This window comes from Holdemania sp. Marseille-P2844, from assembly GCF_900120005.1.
GTDB lineage: Bacteria > Bacillota_I > Bacilli_A > Erysipelotrichales > Erysipelotrichaceae > Holdemania.
Genome location: NZ_LT635452.1, coordinates 304,561 through 321,594 on the forward strand (window position 1 = coordinate 304,561; position 17,034 = coordinate 321,594).

The following is a 17,034-nucleotide window of genomic DNA, read 5'->3' on the forward strand; positions in this document are numbered from 1 at the left end:
CAGTCTGTCAAAACAGCCCAAGATAAGAAAGCCTGAGGCGTAAAAAAAGAAGGTTGATCCAACCTTCTTGCTTTGATATTGAAATCTGAGCTATTCAGCCTGGGGTACAGGCATGGAAGCCGTGTCAGTTTCTGCTTTTTTCATATTTTCCCGCGCGATGGACAACATCAGCTTAATCCGATTTTCCTGATTGACCTGCGTTGCGCTTGGGTCATAATCAATCGCGACGATGTTGCAGTCCGGATCCTGTTCGCGGATTTTGCGGATCATGCCCTTGCCAACGATATGATTGGGCAGACAGCCAAACGGCTGGGTACAGATAATATTCTTAAATCCCGATTTATTCAGTTCAACCATCTCGCCGGTCAATAACCAGCCCTCGCCCATCTTCGCGCCCAAACCGATAATCTGCTCGGCGCCTGCTTTCATTTCAGGGAATGAGCCTGGCACGTCAAAATCGGAATAAGTGCGGATCGCGTCGATCGTCATTTTCTCCAGTTTCAGCACCAGTGAATAGACGAAACTCATCAGCTGTTTTTTGACGAAACCGCCGCCGTACAGCTTGACGTCTTCAACGCCGTTGTAGACGCAGTACAACATGAACCCCATCATCCCCGGCAGCTTTACCTCACATTGCTGCTCCGCCAGAAACTTCTCCAGGCTGTTGTTGCCCAGCGGCGAATATTTAATATAGATTTCACCGACGATGCCGACTTTGACTAAGTCCCGTTTTTGCCGCTCAATCGCGGCGTAAGACATGACGATATCGCGCATATTGCGCTTCATATCGCCGATGGATAAGCCCTGACGGTGATCAAACTGACGGCTGAGGTCGTCGATCCAGTGCTGGCAAAGCTGATCGGCAGTGCCGGATGCCACTTCATACGGCCGCACCTGATTGGTCAGATCCATTAACAGATCGCCATAGACCAGCGCGCACAACATCTTCTGCAGCATCGACAGGCTTAATTTAAAACCCGGCTGGGAATCCAGTCCCGATAAATTCAGAGAAATAACCGGGACAAAACCGAGATCTGCTTTTTTCAAGGCTTTGCGAAGCAGATAAATATAATTGCTCGCACGGCAGCCGCCGCCGGTCTGCGTAATGATCAGTGCCGTTTTGTGAACGTCGTATTTTCCGCTTTTCAGCGCGTCGATCATCTGGCCGATGACCAGCAGTGCCGGATAACACGTGTCGTTATGGACATATTTCAGACCCTGCTCGACAACTGAAGGACCGGTGTTTTCCAACAGCTCGACGTTGTACCGGCTGTGGACCAGCACGTTGCGCAGCAGCTGAAAGTGGATCGGCGCCATCATCGGAATCAGGATCGTGTAATCCTTCTGCATTTCTTTTGTGAATAAAACTTTATTGTCAGTCATGATGTTCTTCCTCCTGCTTCAGCGCGGCGAACAGGGAACGCAGACGGATTTTGACCGCGCCCAGGTTAGTGATTTCGTCGATTTTGATCTGCGTGTAAATCTTGCCGTGTTCCTCAAGAATCTCCCGCACTTCGTCGGTTGTGATCGCGTCGACGCCGCAGCCGAAGGAAACCAGCTGCACCAGATTCATCTTTTCCTGCGTCGCAACATAGCGGGCTGCGGCATACAGCCGGGAGTGATACGTCCATTGGTTCCAGACGCCCAGCTCCTTCTTGCCGACTTCCTCGTTGATGACATCCTCGCTGATGACCGCCGCGCCGTAGCTGGTGATCAGTTTGTCGATGTCATGGGAAACCAGAGGATCGGCATGATACGGCCGGCCCGCCAGCACGATGATCTGACGGTCGTCCAGCTGGGCCTGCGTGATGATTTCCTGACCCTTTTGCCGGATTGTTTCCAGATGCTGATCATTTGCCTCATACGCCTTCTTGCTGGCCTTGATCACCTCGCGCAGACCGACGCGGAAGTGCTGGTTCAGAATCTTATGAACCTTGATCGGGAAATTTTTCTGACGATGGATGCCGACATAATCGTAGATGAAATCGCATTGCGTCACCTGCTGCATATTGGCGGCGATGACTTCCGGATAGTAAGCGACGACCGGACAGTTATAATTGTTGTCGGCATTTTTTTCACGCATGTTGTAGGTCATGCACGGATAGAAAATCGCCGGGATCTGTTGGTCGAGCAGCGATTGGATCGCAGCGTGAACCAGCTTGGCGGGAAAACAGATTGTGTCGGAAGGAATTGAGTTCTGCGCTTTCTGGTATTTTTCCAGCGAAGCGAAGCCGGAGGTGACGACCTCGAAGCCCAGCTCCGTGAAGAAGGTGTGCCAGAATGGAAGCAGCTCCATCATATTTAAGGCTAACGGCAGGCCGATTTTCCCCCGCGGCCCGGGAACCGGCTTATACTGACTTAACAGCTCGCGCTTGACGGCGTAGATATTCAAGTCCTGAGACGTGCTTTTTTTCGTAACCGGGCGTTCGCAGCGGTTGCCGCCGATATATTTGCGGCCATCGGAAAACTGGTTGACGGTCAGCCGGCAATGGTTGTTGCACAAACCGCACTGGACATAGCGGATCTCGTTGTGGAAATGTTCCAGCTGGTCGAGATTTAACAGCGACGACGCATCCGGGCAATGGCGCAGGGCGTGCAGCGCGCAGCCGTAAGCGCCCATCAGGCCGGCGATATTCGGCCGGATAACCTCGGTGTCGAGTTCCTGCTCGAAGGCCCGCAGCACCGCGTCGTTGTAGAAGGTGCCGCCCTGGGTGATGATGTGTTTGCCCAAAGACTTTGCGTCAGCGGTCCGGATAACCTTATATAAAGCGTTTTTAACGACGCTGATCGACAGGCCCGCGGAGATTTCGTCAATCGTTGCGCCGTCCTTCTGCGCCTGCTTGACTGAGGAATTCATGAAGACTGTGCAGCGGCTGCCCAGATCGACCGGATGTTTGGCGAACAGGCCGAGCCGCGAGAAATCCTCAATTTCATAGCCCAGCGCGTTGGCGAAGGTCTGCAGGAAGCTGCCGCAGCCGCTGGAACAGGCTTCGTTAAGGAAGATGTTGTCGATCGTGCCGTTATGAATTTTAAAGCATTTGATATCCTGACCGCCGATGTCGATGATGAAATCGACGTCCGGCATATATTTGCGGCTGGCGGTGAAATGCGCCATCGTTTCCACGATGCCGGCATCGACGCCGAAGGCGCTGCGGATCAGATCTTCGCCATAACCGGTGACGCAGCTGGACACGATTTCCATCCGCGGGTTGGCGCGCATCAATTCGATCAGCGCTTCCCGGACCAGCTGCAGCGCGTTGCCCTGATTGGGCTGATACATCGAATACAGGATTTCTTCCTGCTCGTTGATCAGCACCATTTTGACCGTCGTGCTGCCGGCGTCAATGCCCAAAGCGCAGCGGCCGATAATTTCTTTCGGTTCATGAACCCGGACCTGATTGCGCTGATGCCGCTCGCTGAACCGGCGGTATTCGTCCTCATCCGCAAACAACGGCGGCAGGGAACGCACAAAGCTGGACGCGTCCATCGTCTGCAGCTGTTCGATCGCGTCGGCGAAATTCACCGGATCTTCCGCTAATAACGCGGTGCCGATCGCGACGTAATACAGGCTGTTTTCCGGACAGACGCCGGTGAGCTTCAATGTTTTATCAAACGCCGCGCGCAGTTCGCTGTTGAAGGTCAGCGGTCCGCCCAGATAGACGACGCGGCCTTCGATTTTACGCCCCTGCGCCAGTCCCTGGATCGTCTGATTGACGACCGCCTGATAAATACTGGCAGCCAGATCTTCTTTATCCGCGCCCTGGTTGATCAGCGGCTGGATATCCGACTTGGCGAACACGCCGCAGCGGGAGGCGATCGTGTAGAGTTTTTCCGCCTGTTTGGCGGCTTCGTTCATTTCTTCCGCGCTTAAGTTTAAAAGCGTGGCCATCTGGTCGATAAACGCTCCGGTGCCGCCAGCGCAGGTGCCATTCATCCGGACTTCCAGACCGCCGCTGAGAAACAAAATCTTCGCGTCTTCGCCGCCCAGCTCGATGATGCAGTCGACCTCCTCGAGTCTTTTCGTCGCGGCGATCCGGGTCGCGTACACTTCCTGCACAAACGGCAGGCTGCATTTTTCCTGCAGGCCCATCGCGGCGGAGCCCGATACTGCTAACGCCATGGCCGGCTGATTGTATTTGGCGGATACTTTCTGCAGCACCTCGATCAGCTTTTCCGTGATCTGGCAGCTGTGCCGCTGATAATCCTGATCAATGCAGCGTCCCGCGTCATCCAGGACGACATATTTGATCGTCGTCGAACCAATATCTATTCCTAATCGCATGCTTTGTCCCCCTGATTCTGTTTCATCATAACGGCGTTTAACAACCGCAGTCCCTCCATTATCTTATCCATATTTTCGGGATCGGTGTATTCCAGCCGGCGCCGGATCATTTCATTAACGTTTTCCTGAACCTGATGGATCAGCTCGTGACTTTTGGCGGTGTTGATCAAAATCACGCTGCGCTGATCCTGCGGATCCCGTTTTCGCTTTAAGAAGCCGCTTTTCTCCAGCCGCTGCGCAATCAGGCAGAGATTGCTGGTAGTCATGCCCAGCCGCTGCGCCAGAAGGCTGAGTGTGACCGGACCATTTCGTTCAATTTCCGAAAGAACCATCGCCTGCGGGCGTGTTAAACCGTAGGGCGAGTAGAACTGATTCAATACATGATTCATGTGATTGTTCACGCTTCGTACAAGATTCATAAGCTCATTTTCATCAGCTTCATAGTGCATACACCATCATCTCCAATTCAATTCTTAATTCTTGAATAATTAATGCATTAAATATTAACCGTTTAAATAAAAAAGTCAATTCGATTGACTGAAATTCTTTTTCTTTTCATCTTATTTTCACTTTCAAAATTCTATTTGCCGGGGAATTTGATATAATAAAAACAGTTAGGAAGGATAAGTATGAAAAAACGGCTGGATACTTCGCTGCTGGTCTGGATGAACCGTCCGTCCCTTTGGACGATCGGGCGCAGCCGGATCATCTTCAGCACAGAACCGGCGACGGATTTCTGGATCAACCAGGCCCGTCAGCTGAATAAATTCAACGGGCACGCGCTCTTGCTTCCAATCCGTCAGGATTTTACGCTGACGGTGACGATTCGCGCGCAGCTGCATGAAGTTTATGATCAGCTGGGGATTTTTGTCATGAGCGATCCTTCCTGCTGGTGCAAGGCGGGAATTGAATATCGCGATGAACAAGCGTCATCGGTCTGTTCGACGGTGACTTACGGCGGTTTCTCTGACTGGGCCGGCATGCCGATTTCCAGCGGCATTCATACGCTGACGCTGCGGCTGCACCGGTGGCAGAATGAATTCCGCGTCGAATTTTCGTTTAATGGCCAGAAATTCAAATGGCTGCGGGAGTTTGCGCTGCCGTTGACCGAGGGTGTCGCGCAGGTTGGGTTTTATGCCTGCAGTCCCAAGAATTCGACGTTTGACGCTGAGTTTTTTGATATGATGATTGAAAGCCTGCAATGGGAAGAAAAGAGGAATAAATTATGACCCCAGAAGAGCGTTTAATTCGCTATGCGAAAATCAACACGGTTTCGGATCCGGAAAGTCCGACCGTCCCCAGCTCAGCCTGTCAGCTGGATCTGTTAAAGGTATTGAAAGAAGAAATGGAACAGCTGGGTATCCAGGAGGTTCGGGAGGATCAGGGCTATCTGTACGGCAGGATCCCGTCAAATCTGGACTATGAGGTTCCAACCGTCGGCTTTATCGCGCACATGGACACCGCGCCGGATTTCTGCGGCGAAGGCGTCAATCCGCGGATCATTCCTCAGTACGATGGCAAGGATATCGCGCTGAACGACAAGATTACGCTGAAGGTCAGCGATTTTCCGAATATGGCGCGATATACGGGACAGGATCTGATCGTCACCGACGGCAATACGCTGCTGGGGGCGGACGATAAAGCGGGCATCGCAGATATTCTGACGATGGCGGAAACGCTGCTGACGCACCCGGAGATCAAGCATGGCGAGATCCGGATCGGCTTTACGCCGGATGAGGAAATCGGGCGCGGCGCGGATTTGTTCGACGTTGCGAATTTCCACGCGGATTTCGCGTATACGGTCGACGGCGGCGAGATGGAAGCGATCAGTGATGAAACGTTCAATGCGGCCAGCGCGAAGGTCACGGTTCAGGGTTTCTCGATCCATCCGGGCAGCGCGAAGCACAAGATGATCAATTCTCTGAACGTCGCGATGGAATTCCACGCGATGCTGCCGGTGTTCAACCGTCCTGAATATACCGAGGGTACCGAAGGTTTTAATCATCTGAACAATATGGAGGGCAATGTTGAACAGACGGTGATGGAATATATCATCCGCAATCATGACAGCGAGCAGTTCCAGGCGCAGATGGCGATGATGAAGGCGGCGGAGACGTATATGAATCAGAAATACGGACAGCCGCTGGTACAGGTGGAGATCAAGGAATCGTATCGGAATATGAAGGAAATCCTGAAGGATCAGGAATGGATTGTAGATCTGGCAAAGCAGGCGATCACGGAAGCAGGGTTGCAGCCATGGGTGGAAAAAGTCCGCGGCGGCACCGATGGAGCGCGGCTGACGTTCATGGGGCTGCCATGTCCGAACTTGGGCACGGGCGGGGCGAACTGCCATGGCCGTTACGAGGTATGCAGCGTGCAGGAGATGCACAAGGTGGTTGAGATTCTGCTGAACATCGTAAAAGCGACGACGAATTTGAAGAAATAGAAAATGAAAAGGCTGAACTGGAATAGTTCAGCTTTGTTTGTCTTTTGAAACTAGTTTACAGATCTGCCTGTTCTGACAACGATAAAAATAAAACAGGAAGTCAATCTGACCGCTGAGGCAGACGTGGACTTCCTGTTTTTCTGGAGCTTTATCTTCTTTTACAATTTCTTTTCAAACAGGATGAAGTCAGTATCGTACATTCGGCAGCTGCCTTTCTCCTGAAAATCAGCGCCGCGATACAAGGCCAGGGTCGGTGCGTTTTCTTTGGCCGCTAACAACTGAATTCCATCAGCGCCCCGTTTGCGTACTTCTTCTATTAAACCTTGCAGCAGGAGCTTGCCATATCCCTGCCCCTGAAACTGCGGATCTACGGCTAAACGGCTTAATTCCAGAGGGTGAAGCAAAGCCGTGCGGTATTCTAAATCTTTCAGTTCATCCGCCGGCGTGATCGCACCCGCCGCGACGATCTCGCCCTGTTCGTTTTTCAACGTCATTAACCCCTGACGATGATAATCTTGTTCCACAAAATCTCGGGTTGGGTATTCGTCATCCCAACTGCCGCGGCTTGTTTGAACACAACGTCGATACAGCTGGTAAATAAGATCGATTTCTTCTTCGAAAGCGGCTTGAAAAGTAAGCATCAGGCGTTCTCCTTCTTTCAGTAATGAATGGAATGGGGATTTTTTACAAAATAGGGGATTCTTACAATGTGTCTTGTTTATCAACTACTGAATAGGAAGCAAATAGCCGATAAAGAGAATCGGGTATCTGAATTGCTACGGTTCTAAAACTCCGCAGATCGTTTTTCTTTGTCCGCCCGCGGCGTCAATCCAACAGAGGTTTTCGTTTTGAATGTCCGGTCTGGCATAAACGAAAGCGTACAGCTGACTCAACTGCCAGGCTCGCTGCCAGTCCTGTTCATTTGCCGCAGTTTCGATCGCGTCGGTAAGCGCATCGCCGAAGCTGCCGCCGCTGGCGAAGTCATCCTCCCATTCCTCAATAATCGACTGACTGAAGTGGAGTGCGGGAACTTCAAATTGAAAGTGAACAAAGACGATTCCAATTAAAATCAAGCTTAAAAAAATATTCAGAATCCGTATTTTCTTATTCATGATCAACACCCTCCTGCAGCTGGCCGTGAGTGAAAACCAAGGCTTGGTCTGGAATCACACGTGATTTAAGCTGTGATTTTAATTGAGGATCGACCAGCCAGAGAAGGCGGATTTGATCATTTTCATGGAGTTTTATGGATTGCCCGGGAAATATCACCTGAAGCGGATGATCATTGATTGCCGCAAGCAGACAGCTCCGTTCGCTTAACGCCTGGAAAAACGTTTGTTCCTCATAGGAATACGGCTGAAAGATGATCTCAGTTTGTTCGTTGTCAGTGTTTTGAATTTGAATATCCCAGAAATCCTGCGGCTTGATGGCGGCAGGGGCAAACATCAGCTGGCGGATGCTGCGCATCTCCGGCAGAAAAAATAAGCAGCCTAAAATCGCCGCGATCAGAATTACCGAACATTTCCAGCTGTCCGCAAACCGTTTCCACTTTGTCATGATGACGCCTTCTTTCTTTTTCTAAGGCTGTTGATAGCCCCTTAACTTAAGGCTATTATAAAGGAAATCCAAGTCGGCAACAATCGTCCCGGAACAATCGTCATGAATTTGTCAGTTTCAAAGTGACGAACTCGTCATGTGCTTGGCAGAGAGATCGGTTATAATAAAATCAGGTGATAAACATGAATAAAATTTGCTGCGTAGAGGATGACAGCGCGATCTTAACGGCGCTGCAATATACGCTAAGTCAGGAAGGCTACCAGGTCATGACTGCGATGACCAAGACGCAGGGGCTGGAGTTAATCCAACAGGAGAGCTTTGATCTGGTGCTGCTGGACGTGACGCTGCCGGATGGCAGCGGCTATGAGATCTGCAAGCGGATGCGCGAGGACTCCCGGCTGAAAGAAATCCCGGTGATTTTTCTGACGGCCTGTGACGATGAGGTCAATATTGTCATGGGGCTGGACCTGGGGGCGGACGATTACATCACGAAGCCGTTTCGCGTGCGTGAGCTGATTTCCCGGATGAATTCCGTACTGCGCAGGGCCGGAAAAAAACAGGCCGAAACGACGATCAATTATCAGGATTTAAGCATCAATACGATCGCTGCGCGGGTGTTTAAGAATAATCAGGAAGTCTTTCTGACAGGCATGGAATACCGGCTTTTATTAATTTTGGCGACGCACCGCAATCAGGTCATGACGCGCGACCAGCTGTTTGAAGCGATCTGGGATCTGGGTGGGGAATACGTCAATGACAATACGCTGACGGTTTATATTAAGCGGCTGCGGGAAAAGCTGGAGGATGATCCGGCGCATCCGCAGCTGATCCGGACGATCCGGGGGTTAGGCTACAAACTGGGGGAATGACAGATGCGAAATCGTGAGATCAAAATTTTTATCCTGGGCTGCATCGGATTATGCCTGCCCTTTTTTCTGATCGCCGCGGCGGCGTCCCGGGAGATGCTGATTGTCTGCGTCAGTCTGGCCGCTGTTTTGATCAGCGCGTTCTGTCTGTTTACGGCGTGGCGCTACCGCCGGCTGCGGCAGCTGAACGATCAGATGCGCAGAGTCCGGGAAGGTCTTTATCAAATGAATCCGCAGGATTATGAGGAAGGCGAACTGAGTATTCTGCACAGCGAGATCTATAAGGTGACGGTTCAGCTGCGGGAAAGTGCGGAACAGCTGCAGGCGCAGCAGCAGTTTCTTTCCGATTCGCTCAGCGATATTTCTCATCAGCTGAAAACGCCGCTGACCTCGATGATGATGATGGTCGATCTGATGCAGCAGCCGGACATGGATCCGGTTCGGCAACAGGAATTTCTGCGCTTGATCGCCGCCCAGCTGACGCGGATGCGCTGGCTGATTCAGTCGCTGCTTAAAATGGCGAAGCTGCAGGCCGGGGCGGTGCAGTTTTTACCCAATTCCATAACGATCCGTGCCCTGATTAACAAGGCGTTGTCCCAAGCGGAAGCGGAGATGCTGCGGAATAATGTGGAATGGGTGCTGGAATGTCCGGAATCGTTTGTTTTGACGGTCGATGAAAACTGGACGGCGGAAGCGCTGGGGAATATTCTGCGCAACTGCGCCGAACACGCGCCCAACGGACAGATCCGGATTCTCTGTACGCGCACAGCCCTGGTCGATCAAATTGTGATCGAGGATAATGGGGAAGGGATCGATCCGCAGGATCTGCCGCATTTATTTGAACGATTCTATCGTGGCAAAAATGCGAAGCCGGACAGCGTCGGTATCGGCTTGGCGATGTCTCAGCAGATTCTGGCCGCGCAGGATGGGACGCTCAGCGTGGAAAGTACGCCAGGCCGGGGATCGCGGTTTTTAATCCGGTTTGTCCGCCAGGTGATTTAACATGACGAATTTGTCATCCACGGTTTCATCGGCGTGTCATCCGTTTCGTTTATATTGATTGTGTCAGGAGGAATACTCATGGAAATATTAAGCGTGCAAAACTGCAGCCGGTTTTATGGCCGCGGGGCGCTGCAGATCACGGCGTTGGATCATGTCAGTTTTACGGTGAATAAAGGCGAGTTTGTTGCGATTGTCGGACCTTCCGGATCAGGAAAATCAACGCTGATGCATATTCTGGGCGGCGTCGATCAGCCCAGCGAAGGTCAGGTCGTCGTTGACAAAACGGTGATCACGGACTTAAAGGAAGATAAGCTGGCGGTGTTCCGCCGCCGTCAAGTTGGTCTGATCTACCAGTTTTACAATCTGATTCCTGTGCTGACGGTCGAGGAAAACATTACGCTGCCGCTGCGTCTGGACGGACGCAAAGTCGACCGGGACACGGTCGATCAGCTGTTAGAGCAGCTGGGATTAACCAAGCAGCGGAATTTTCTGCCCAGCCAGCTTTCCGGCGGGCAGCAGCAGCGGGTGTCGATCGGAAGAGCACTGATTCATCATCCGGCGATCCTGTTAGCGGATGAGCCGACCGGCAATCTGGACAGCCGCAACACTCAGGAGATCATGACGCTGCTGAGAATGTCGAACAAGCAGCGCAATCAGACCTGCATCGTCATCACTCATGATGAAAATATCGCGCTGCAGGCCGACCGCATCATCGCGATTGAAGACGGACGGATCAGTTCCGATCAGGTGATCCGGCAATGAATATCCTGCATCAATATACCTTTCAATCGCTGAAGGTTAACCGCCGGCGCACGTTGTTCACGGGGATGGGGATCGTCATCTCCGTCGCGATGATCACTGCCGTCAGTGTGTTCGCTTCCTCGTTTCTTGATTATATGGAACGCAAGGCGGTCTATGAAACGGGCGACTGGGAGCTGGCTTACAGCGATCTCAATGAAACTGAAATTCAGTATTTAAATACGGATAAACAGGTGGATCACACCTTTATGGTTGATGATCTGGGCTACGCCGTCTTACCGGAAAGCCAGAACGAATACAAGCCGTATTGGTTTATCCGGGCCTGCGACGAGGAAGGTTTCCAGCGGCTTGGCCTGCATTTAGTCTCCGGTCGGCTGCCGGAAAATGAAAACGAGCTGTTGGTTTCCGAGCATGTTGCCTACAATGGCGGTGTTGAAATTGAATTGGGTCAGACGATTACGCTGCAGACAGGCCAACGGGTACTGCAGGAAAGTCCGGATCAGCCGTTAAATCAAAACAATCCTTACGATCCGGAACAGCCGGAAACGATCGTTGATCTGCAGCCGCGAAATTACACTGTCGTTGGAATCATGGAACGTTCGGATCTGGAACCGCGCTGGTCGCCGGGCTATACCGCGATCACGGCCCGTTCCGAAACCGATCCCGGTGTGGATCCGGTTGTGTATGTTAAATTAAAACATTCCGGTCAGCGGCCGCAGGAAGATTTTCCACAGCTTCAGATCAAGCTGTATCCGGCCACAGGGGTGAATAACAACGTCCTGCGGTTTCGCGGTCCATTCTGGGAAAACAGTTATTTCGCCATGGTTGCCTCAGCGGCGACGCTGACATTGTTGATTATCATCACCGGATCGGTATTTCTGATTTATAACGCATTCGCGATTTCACAGACTGAACGCAGCCGGCAGTTCGGGATTCTGGCCAGCGTCGGCACGACTTCCCGTCAGAAATTCTGGTGTGTGGTTCAGGAAGGGCTGATGATCGCGCTGGCGGCCATACCGATAGGCGTGCTGGCGGGGATCTGCGGAATGGCGGTAACGCTGCGCGTGATTAATCCGATGCTTCAATCGTTGGAATTCCTTTCCGCCGATGTTCCGTTTCATACGGTGGTTTCCTTTCCTGCGGTTGCTTTGACGGTAATTTGTTCCGTAGTGATGATCGTTCTTGCCTGTTGGCTGCCGGCCTTAAAAGCCGCGCGGATGACGCCGATCCAGGCGATTCGTCAGCCGCAGAAAGTGAAGCTGAAACGCCGCCATCGCTTTTTATCCTTCGCTGCGGGAAAATTGTGGGGCATCGAGGGCGAACTGGCTGTCAAAAATATCCAGCGCAGCGGCCGCAAAGCCGGACTGACCATTTTATCGCTGGCGGTCAGCTTAATTCTGTTTACGACGGTGACCTCGGTGATGACAATGATGATTCAGGCCGTCGGCATGACCAGTCAGGATGAACTCGCTGACGCCTGGGTTACGGATTATTCTTCGCATTCCTTCCTCGAAGAAAAGCCCAGCTTCACCCAGCTTCGCCAGCTGACTTCAGTCGCCGGCACCCAGCGGATTACCCAGGTGTATGCCGCCGTGCATACGCAGAATCTTGACTTCGACGACTACTGGTCAGGGATTGGGGAAGAATATCCGGCGCTGTTGTTTGCGGTGGATGACGAAACATACGCACGAATTCTGACTGAAAATTCGATTTCGGAAGCGGCAATGGCGAATCCTGCTGACGGCGCGATCCCGGGGATCCTCTTTAACCGTTATCGAGCGCAGATCGCAGAGAACGGGAAAAAACGGTATGCGGACGTTCCGTTCTTGAAAAGTATACCGGACACCCTGAAGATCTCGATCGGCGACGCGGGAGAAATGCTGACGATAAAACCAATGGCGCTCGCCGCGGATATGGATCTGTATTCCAGTGAAATCGTTTACGGCGGCAATCTCGCGGTGCTGATTCCGGTTTCGGATTTGAATACGCTTTTAACAGAAGCGAAAGGTTCGCGGTCTTACAGTGATAAGCTGTATCTGCGGGCAGTCCCAGGGCAGCAGGAGACAATGCTCCAGCAGATTGATGAAATTGGCAAGCAGAATCTGACGCACAGCTTCAGCTGGTACAGTCCGGTTCAGAATCAGCGGGAAGATAAAACGCTGCTGACGATTGTTTCCATCTTTATCTACGGATTTATCACCTTGATCTGCATGATCTGCCTGGTCAACGTTATCAATACGATCTCGACCAACATCGCGCTGCGGCGCAAGGAGTTTGCGATGCTGCGGTCAGTAGGCATGGATGAAAAGAAGTTCAACCGCATGATCCGGCTTGAAAGTCTGTTTTACGGACTGGGCGCGGCAGCCATCGGCATTCCTGTCAGCTTGTATCTGATCACCTTGCTTCACTACAATTTGATGCAGGGAAGTTTCTGGTTTTCATTCGCAATGCCCTGGCCGATGATTCTGGGCGGGGTCGCCGTGCTGATGCTGATGGTCATGACGATGATGAGCTATGCGACGCGGAAAGTAAGAAAAGAAAATATCATTGAAACGCTGAAGGAAGAAGAATAGCGAGAATAAAAAACGGAGTCCGCATGGATTCCGTTTTTTTCAGGTTAAAACTGGAATTCAAGAATCAGGAATTCCGAACAGGATAACCCGGCTGATCTTCCAGCGACTTCAGATCGCGGAAATTCTGAATCTGGGCGGAGTGCTGCGAAGGAAAGGGAAAGGCAGATCTTTCTGTTTTTGAACCTGCCGAAGGAGTTGAAGCATCTGCGGATTCTCCTGGGCTTCGATCAAGGCTTCAAGATCGTCGTTCAGCTGATCCTCTGGAAGCCGTTCAGGCGTGACGATCAGATCAGATTTCAGACACACAAGCTTGTCGGGCATAAAATCGTCATAAACATACCCATACTGATGGGTGCGGGTCGCGCAGAGGAACACATATTGCTGGCCGCCCCATTCCTCTAAAATCTGACCGCAGGCATATGGCGCAGGTTTGCGGACATAGGCGTTCTGTTTGTGTTTGGGCGGCGAAGTCCGCGACCGTGCTTTTCTGTTTTCCAAACGGATCCGGGAAAGAAGCTCCCAATCCGCCAGTCCGGCTATATCGTTGGCAGCGAGCTCGGATAACGGGAGCGTCTGCGTCTGGAGGGCATTGAAATAGAAGACTCTGTTGTTAATCCTGCCGCCGACAGCGCCCTCTGCGTTGGGGTTGCAGCGGGGAACAATCGTGCAGCTCTGTTCGCTGCAGTCCAGGATCAATCCGTGCGAATGCAGAAGATCCCCGGGCGCCGGAACGAGCGGAACAGGAAACCGGAAGGCCGGCCGGTTTTGATTTTGACGATGCTGCAGAATCAACCGTTTATTCGCCTGAGTTTGCACGACGGCGGGAACTGAACAGATCGGCTCGATCAGATTCGCAGCCGGAATGCGGAAGATCCGCCGCAGATCGACATGGGTATCACGGATTTGCGTCACGGCATTGGAAATAACGAACTGAGAAGCGGCGGGACACTTTTTAATCGGCTTGGATGAACAGTAAAACCCTGTTACATGATCTGTTTTCACCGCTGCGATCCAATAAGGCCGAATCTGGTGACCTTCCGGAATCTGATCCAGCTCTTTTTGAGGCAGCGGCATTAAGCACCAAACCAGATCTCCGCTATGAACCGGAAACGGAAAGACCGGCGGAGGCGGCAACGGGGCGGCCGCAGGTGAAACAACAGGCGCAGCCGGTTTTTTCCAGTGCGTCCGAAGCCTGCGGAACAGCGCCTGGAAAATGATCTTTAACTTTTTCATATTAAAGAATTTCTGCGATGACGACGTTTTTAACGATAAACAACACTTTCATTTTGACCCGGTTCTCGAAGGAATCATAAATCCGTCCGGCGGAATGGCAGCCTTTTGCGACCGTATGCACGCTGTTGGCAATGTAACCGCAGGGCACGTCGCTTTCTGTAACGACTTTGATCGCTTCACTGTCAAAACTGTTTTCTGGTTCCTTGACGCCGGTCAGGATTTGACCAACCTTGAAGATATCAGTTCCGAAGAATTGGTGTGTTGCGACGATCGTGATGTAATTCATGAATTTCACTCCTTTTTGTATTTACAGCGTCATTATAGTGCTTTAACTGTACAAAAAACCTGCCAGCTTTATAATAAAGACAGAGGTGAGTAGAGCGATGGAAAAGAAAACGAGCGTGCTGGCGGTTCTGGAGATTCTGCAGCGGGAAAGCGACCGCGATCATCCGCTGACAGCGGCGCAGATCCAACAGAAAATGGAGCAGCTGTATCAGTGCCCGATCGAACGGCGGACTCTGTACGCCAACATTCAGATGTTGAAGGAATTTGGTTATGAAATCAGCACCTATCAGGAAAATGGACACGGGTATTATCTGGATAACCGGGATTTTGAAGAATCGGAAATCATGCTTCTGTGCAACGCCGTGCATGCGTCCAATTTTATTCCCCGCAAGCATTCCAACGATCTGATCAAGAAACTCCTGGCGACCCAGAGCCACTACACCGCTCAAAAATATCGCAATATGGTTTATATTGATAATCTGCGCAAGAAAGACAATCAGGATTTCTTCTTCAGTCTTCAAATTTTGTTGGAAGCAGTGGAAGAAAAATGCGCGGTGGAATTCGATTATGTTCAATATAATGAAAAACTGCAGCTGGTTCCCCGCCGCACCGCACCCTATGTCGTTCAGCCAGTTTATCTGGTCTATGAGAATGAAAAAACATATCTGATCGCCCGCCATGAAAAGTACCGGGATTTCAGTCATTACCGTGTGGATAAGATCCGCAATATCCAAAAACGCGAGGCGCTGAAGGAACCGCTGGGGCCGCTGTGCGATCCTTACGAATACGCCAAGACAAAAGTTTACATGTACGGTGGGGAAGTGCTTGATTTTATTCTGTTATGCCACCGGCGGATTCTGGATGACATCGTCGATCATTTCGGCAGGGAAATTCAAATTGTCGTGCAGGATCCGGAGCATTTTATCACGCGGGTGAAGGGCAGCCGCGAGGGCGTGATTTACCTGGCGATGCAGTATGCGAAGTGGATGGAAATCCTGGAACCGGCCTCCGTCAGGGAAGAAATGAAGACAATTTTCAGCGCCGCGCTGAGCCGTTATGAGAAAAAATAAAAAAGTTTCTAAAACTTGTATACAAGTTAAGAAAAATGCGGTATGATAGGGACAGAAAGAAAAAGGAGGACGCGATTATGGATATTCGTTATTCTGTTAACCAGCGGGATTTCAAGCGCTACACCACAGATGAGATTCGGGATGAATTCCTGATTACTGATCTGTTCAAGGCGGATGAAGTTACCGCGGTTTATTCGCACGTCGACCGCATGGTCACTTTAGGCTGCATGCCGGTCAACGAAACGGTTTCAATTGACAAGGGCATCGACTGCTGGAAAAATTTCGGCATGCATTTTTTCCTGGAGCGCCGGGAAATCGGGATCTTCAACATTGGCGAACCGGGCGTGATCACTGCAGACGGCGTCGAATACAAAATGGGGCATGAAGATTGCCTGTATATCACGATGGGGACAAAGGAAGTCACCTTTGCGAGCGATGATGCCGCCCATCCGGCAAAATTCTATATGGTCAGCGCGCCGGCGCATAAGCCGTGCAAAACGACCTTTATCTCAATTCAGGATGCGAACAAGCGTCCGATGGGCGATTTAAAAACATCCAACGCAAGAACGATCAATCAGTTCATTCATCCGGACGTGCTGGAAACCTGCCAGCTGTCAATGGGCTTAACGCGGTTGGAAGAAGGCAGCGTCTGGAACACAATGCCGGCGCATACGCACGAGCGCCGCATGGAAGTTTATTTCTACTTTGACATCCCGGAAGACAACGTCGTTTTCCATATGATGGGCGAAGGTAAAGAAACACGCCATATCGTCATGCAGAATGAAGAGGCCGTGATCTCTCCGTCCTGGAGCATTCACAGCGGCTGCGGCACAAGCAACTATACGTTCATCTGGGCGATGGGCGGCGAAAACAAAGCGTTTGACGATATGGACAATATCCCGACGACAGAATTGCGTTAAACGCGTTCAACTCATACGAAAATGAATAAAAAAGGAGAAAT

At 51.4% G+C, this 17,034-nt stretch carries 16 protein-coding genes; 8 read left to right on the top strand and 8 right to left on the bottom strand.

Translation table 11 applies throughout. From position 1 onward, the window contains the following. Window positions 1-90: 90 nt before the first annotated feature. Genes BQ7364_RS11355 through BQ7364_RS11365 form a run of 3 tightly spaced genes read right to left on the bottom strand, consistent with a single transcriptional unit; the run spans window position 91 to window position 4,701 of the window. Window positions 91-1,383, bottom strand: coding sequence for a 2-hydroxyacyl-CoA dehydratase (locus BQ7364_RS11355; RefSeq protein ID WP_072684822.1), 1,293 nt, complete (start codon window positions 1,381-1,383; stop codon window positions 91-93). Continuing rightward, window positions 1,376-4,282, bottom strand: a complete 2,907-nt coding sequence (locus tag BQ7364_RS11360) for an acyl-CoA dehydratase activase (protein ID WP_072684823.1) — start codon at window positions 4,280-4,282, stop codon at window positions 1,376-1,378. Before BQ7364_RS11360 ends, BQ7364_RS11355 begins: the two co-directional genes overlap by 8 nt. Next, window positions 4,273-4,701 (bottom strand): MarR family winged helix-turn-helix transcriptional regulator, encoded by a 429-nt coding sequence (locus BQ7364_RS11365; protein WP_159432803.1) that lies wholly within the window; start codon window positions 4,699-4,701, stop codon window positions 4,273-4,275. Before BQ7364_RS11365 ends, BQ7364_RS11360 begins: the two co-directional genes overlap by 10 nt. A 210-nt stretch (window positions 4,702-4,911) precedes the next feature. Here BQ7364_RS11365 and BQ7364_RS11370 point away from each other — a divergent pair, with 210 nt between their 5' ends. Both BQ7364_RS11370 and pepT read left to right on the top strand, forming a co-directional pair. Beyond that, window positions 4,912-5,511 (top strand): DUF1349 domain-containing protein, encoded by a 600-nt coding sequence (locus BQ7364_RS11370; RefSeq protein ID WP_072684825.1) that lies wholly within the window; start codon window positions 4,912-4,914, stop codon window positions 5,509-5,511. After that, a complete protein-coding gene (pepT, locus tag BQ7364_RS11375; protein WP_072684826.1) occupies window positions 5,508-6,728 on the top strand; it encodes a peptidase T in 1,221 nt (406 codons plus the stop codon). The genes BQ7364_RS11370 and pepT overlap by 4 nt, the downstream gene beginning before the upstream one ends. A gap of 158 nt (window positions 6,729-6,886) precedes the next feature. Here the strand turns inward: pepT and BQ7364_RS11380 are convergent, their stop codons facing one another. The 3 genes from BQ7364_RS11380 to BQ7364_RS11390 all read right to left on the bottom strand — a co-directional run bounded on the left by BQ7364_RS11380 (window position 6,887) and on the right by BQ7364_RS11390 (window position 8,285). Then, window positions 6,887-7,369 (bottom strand): GNAT family N-acetyltransferase, encoded by a 483-nt coding sequence (locus tag BQ7364_RS11380; protein WP_072684827.1) that lies wholly within the window; start codon window positions 7,367-7,369, stop codon window positions 6,887-6,889. Window positions 7,370-7,504: 135 nt separating this feature from the next. Continuing rightward, window positions 7,505-7,840, bottom strand: a complete 336-nt coding sequence (locus BQ7364_RS11385; RefSeq protein WP_072684828.1) for a hypothetical protein — start codon at window positions 7,838-7,840, stop codon at window positions 7,505-7,507. Next, the gene (locus BQ7364_RS11390; protein ID WP_072684829.1) at window positions 7,833-8,285 is read right to left on the bottom strand and encodes a hypothetical protein; all 453 of its coding nucleotides are present in this window, start codon (window positions 8,283-8,285) and stop codon (window positions 7,833-7,835) included. Before BQ7364_RS11390 ends, BQ7364_RS11385 begins: the two co-directional genes overlap by 8 nt. 182 nt (window positions 8,286-8,467) lie before the next feature. Here BQ7364_RS11390 and BQ7364_RS11395 point away from each other — a divergent pair, with 182 nt between their 5' ends. The 4 genes from BQ7364_RS11395 to BQ7364_RS11410 all read left to right on the top strand — a co-directional run bounded on the left by BQ7364_RS11395 (window position 8,468) and on the right by BQ7364_RS11410 (window position 13,485). Further along, complete coding sequence (locus BQ7364_RS11395; RefSeq protein WP_072684830.1) at window positions 8,468-9,154, top strand: response regulator transcription factor; 687 nt, start codon at window positions 8,468-8,470, stop codon at window positions 9,152-9,154. A 3-nt stretch (window positions 9,155-9,157) separates the two neighbouring features. Beyond that, window positions 9,158-10,153 (top strand): sensor histidine kinase, encoded by a 996-nt coding sequence (locus BQ7364_RS11400; RefSeq protein WP_072684831.1) that lies wholly within the window; start codon window positions 9,158-9,160, stop codon window positions 10,151-10,153. 78 nt (window positions 10,154-10,231) lie between these two features. Continuing rightward, window positions 10,232-10,915, top strand: a complete 684-nt coding sequence (locus BQ7364_RS11405; protein WP_072684832.1) for an ABC transporter ATP-binding protein — start codon at window positions 10,232-10,234, stop codon at window positions 10,913-10,915. Beyond that, window positions 10,912-13,485, top strand: coding sequence for an ABC transporter permease (locus BQ7364_RS11410; protein ID WP_072684833.1), 2,574 nt, complete (start codon window positions 10,912-10,914; stop codon window positions 13,483-13,485). The genes BQ7364_RS11405 and BQ7364_RS11410 overlap by 4 nt, the downstream gene beginning before the upstream one ends. Before the next feature lie 108 nt (window positions 13,486-13,593). Here BQ7364_RS11410 and BQ7364_RS11415 read toward each other — a convergent pair whose 3' ends face one another. Together BQ7364_RS11415 and BQ7364_RS11420 are read right to left on the bottom strand one after the other, a co-directional pair. Next, on the bottom strand, window positions 13,594-14,559 hold the full coding sequence (locus BQ7364_RS11415; RefSeq protein WP_139248624.1) for a hypothetical protein: 966 nt from the start codon (window positions 14,557-14,559) through the stop codon (window positions 13,594-13,596). A gap of 160 nt (window positions 14,560-14,719) precedes the next feature. Next, the gene (locus BQ7364_RS11420; RefSeq protein ID WP_072684835.1) at window positions 14,720-15,004 is read right to left on the bottom strand and encodes an HIRAN domain-containing protein; all 285 of its coding nucleotides are present in this window, start codon (window positions 15,002-15,004) and stop codon (window positions 14,720-14,722) included. A gap of 97 nt (window positions 15,005-15,101) precedes the next feature. Between BQ7364_RS11420 and BQ7364_RS11425 the strand changes: the two genes are divergently transcribed. Next, window positions 15,102-16,073 (top strand): helix-turn-helix transcriptional regulator, encoded by a 972-nt coding sequence (locus tag BQ7364_RS11425; RefSeq protein ID WP_072684836.1) that lies wholly within the window; start codon window positions 15,102-15,104, stop codon window positions 16,071-16,073. Window positions 16,074-16,150: 77 nt separating this feature from the next. After that, window positions 16,151-16,993: a 5-dehydro-4-deoxy-D-glucuronate isomerase gene (kduI, locus tag BQ7364_RS11430; RefSeq protein ID WP_072684837.1), complete on the top strand. Its 843-nt coding sequence runs from the start codon at window positions 16,151-16,153 to the stop codon at window positions 16,991-16,993. Window positions 16,994-17,034: the final 41 nt, after the last annotated feature.

Bases quoted from the DNA above. Each gene is read 5' to 3' on its own strand.
- BQ7364_RS11425 (WP_072684836.1), top strand. From the start codon at position 15,102: ATGGAAAAGAAAACGAGCGTGCTGGCGGTTCTGGAGATTCTGCAGCGG.
- BQ7364_RS11390 (WP_072684829.1), bottom strand. From the start codon at position 8,285: ATGACAAAGTGGAAACGGTTTGCGGACAGCTGGAAATGTTCGGTAATT.
- BQ7364_RS11360 (WP_072684823.1), bottom strand. From the start codon at position 4,282: ATGCGATTAGGAATAGATATTGGTTCGACGACGATCAAATATGTCGTC.
- BQ7364_RS11415 (WP_139248624.1), bottom strand. From the start codon at position 14,559: ATGCCGCTGCCTCAAAAAGAGCTGGATCAGATTCCGGAAGGTCACCAG.
- kduI (WP_072684837.1), top strand. From the start codon at position 16,151: ATGGATATTCGTTATTCTGTTAACCAGCGGGATTTCAAGCGCTACACC.
- BQ7364_RS11385 (WP_072684828.1), bottom strand. From the start codon at position 7,840: ATGAATAAGAAAATACGGATTCTGAATATTTTTTTAAGCTTGATTTTA.
- BQ7364_RS11420 (WP_072684835.1), bottom strand. From the start codon at position 15,004: ATGAATTACATCACGATCGTCGCAACACACCAATTCTTCGGAACTGAT.
- pepT (WP_072684826.1), top strand. From the start codon at position 5,508: ATGACCCCAGAAGAGCGTTTAATTCGCTATGCGAAAATCAACACGGTT.
- BQ7364_RS11380 (WP_072684827.1), bottom strand. From the start codon at position 7,369: ATGCTTACTTTTCAAGCCGCTTTCGAAGAAGAAATCGATCTTATTTAC.
- BQ7364_RS11395 (WP_072684830.1), top strand. From the start codon at position 8,468: ATGAATAAAATTTGCTGCGTAGAGGATGACAGCGCGATCTTAACGGCG.
- BQ7364_RS11355 (WP_072684822.1), bottom strand. From the start codon at position 1,383: ATGACTGACAATAAAGTTTTATTCACAAAAGAAATGCAGAAGGATTAC.
- BQ7364_RS11400 (WP_072684831.1), top strand. From the start codon at position 9,158: ATGCGAAATCGTGAGATCAAAATTTTTATCCTGGGCTGCATCGGATTA.
- BQ7364_RS11365 (WP_159432803.1), bottom strand. From the start codon at position 4,701: ATGAATCTTGTACGAAGCGTGAACAATCACATGAATCATGTATTGAAT.
- BQ7364_RS11370 (WP_072684825.1), top strand. From the start codon at position 4,912: ATGAAAAAACGGCTGGATACTTCGCTGCTGGTCTGGATGAACCGTCCG.
- BQ7364_RS11410 (WP_072684833.1), top strand. From the start codon at position 10,912: ATGAATATCCTGCATCAATATACCTTTCAATCGCTGAAGGTTAACCGC.
- BQ7364_RS11405 (WP_072684832.1), top strand. From the start codon at position 10,232: ATGGAAATATTAAGCGTGCAAAACTGCAGCCGGTTTTATGGCCGCGGG.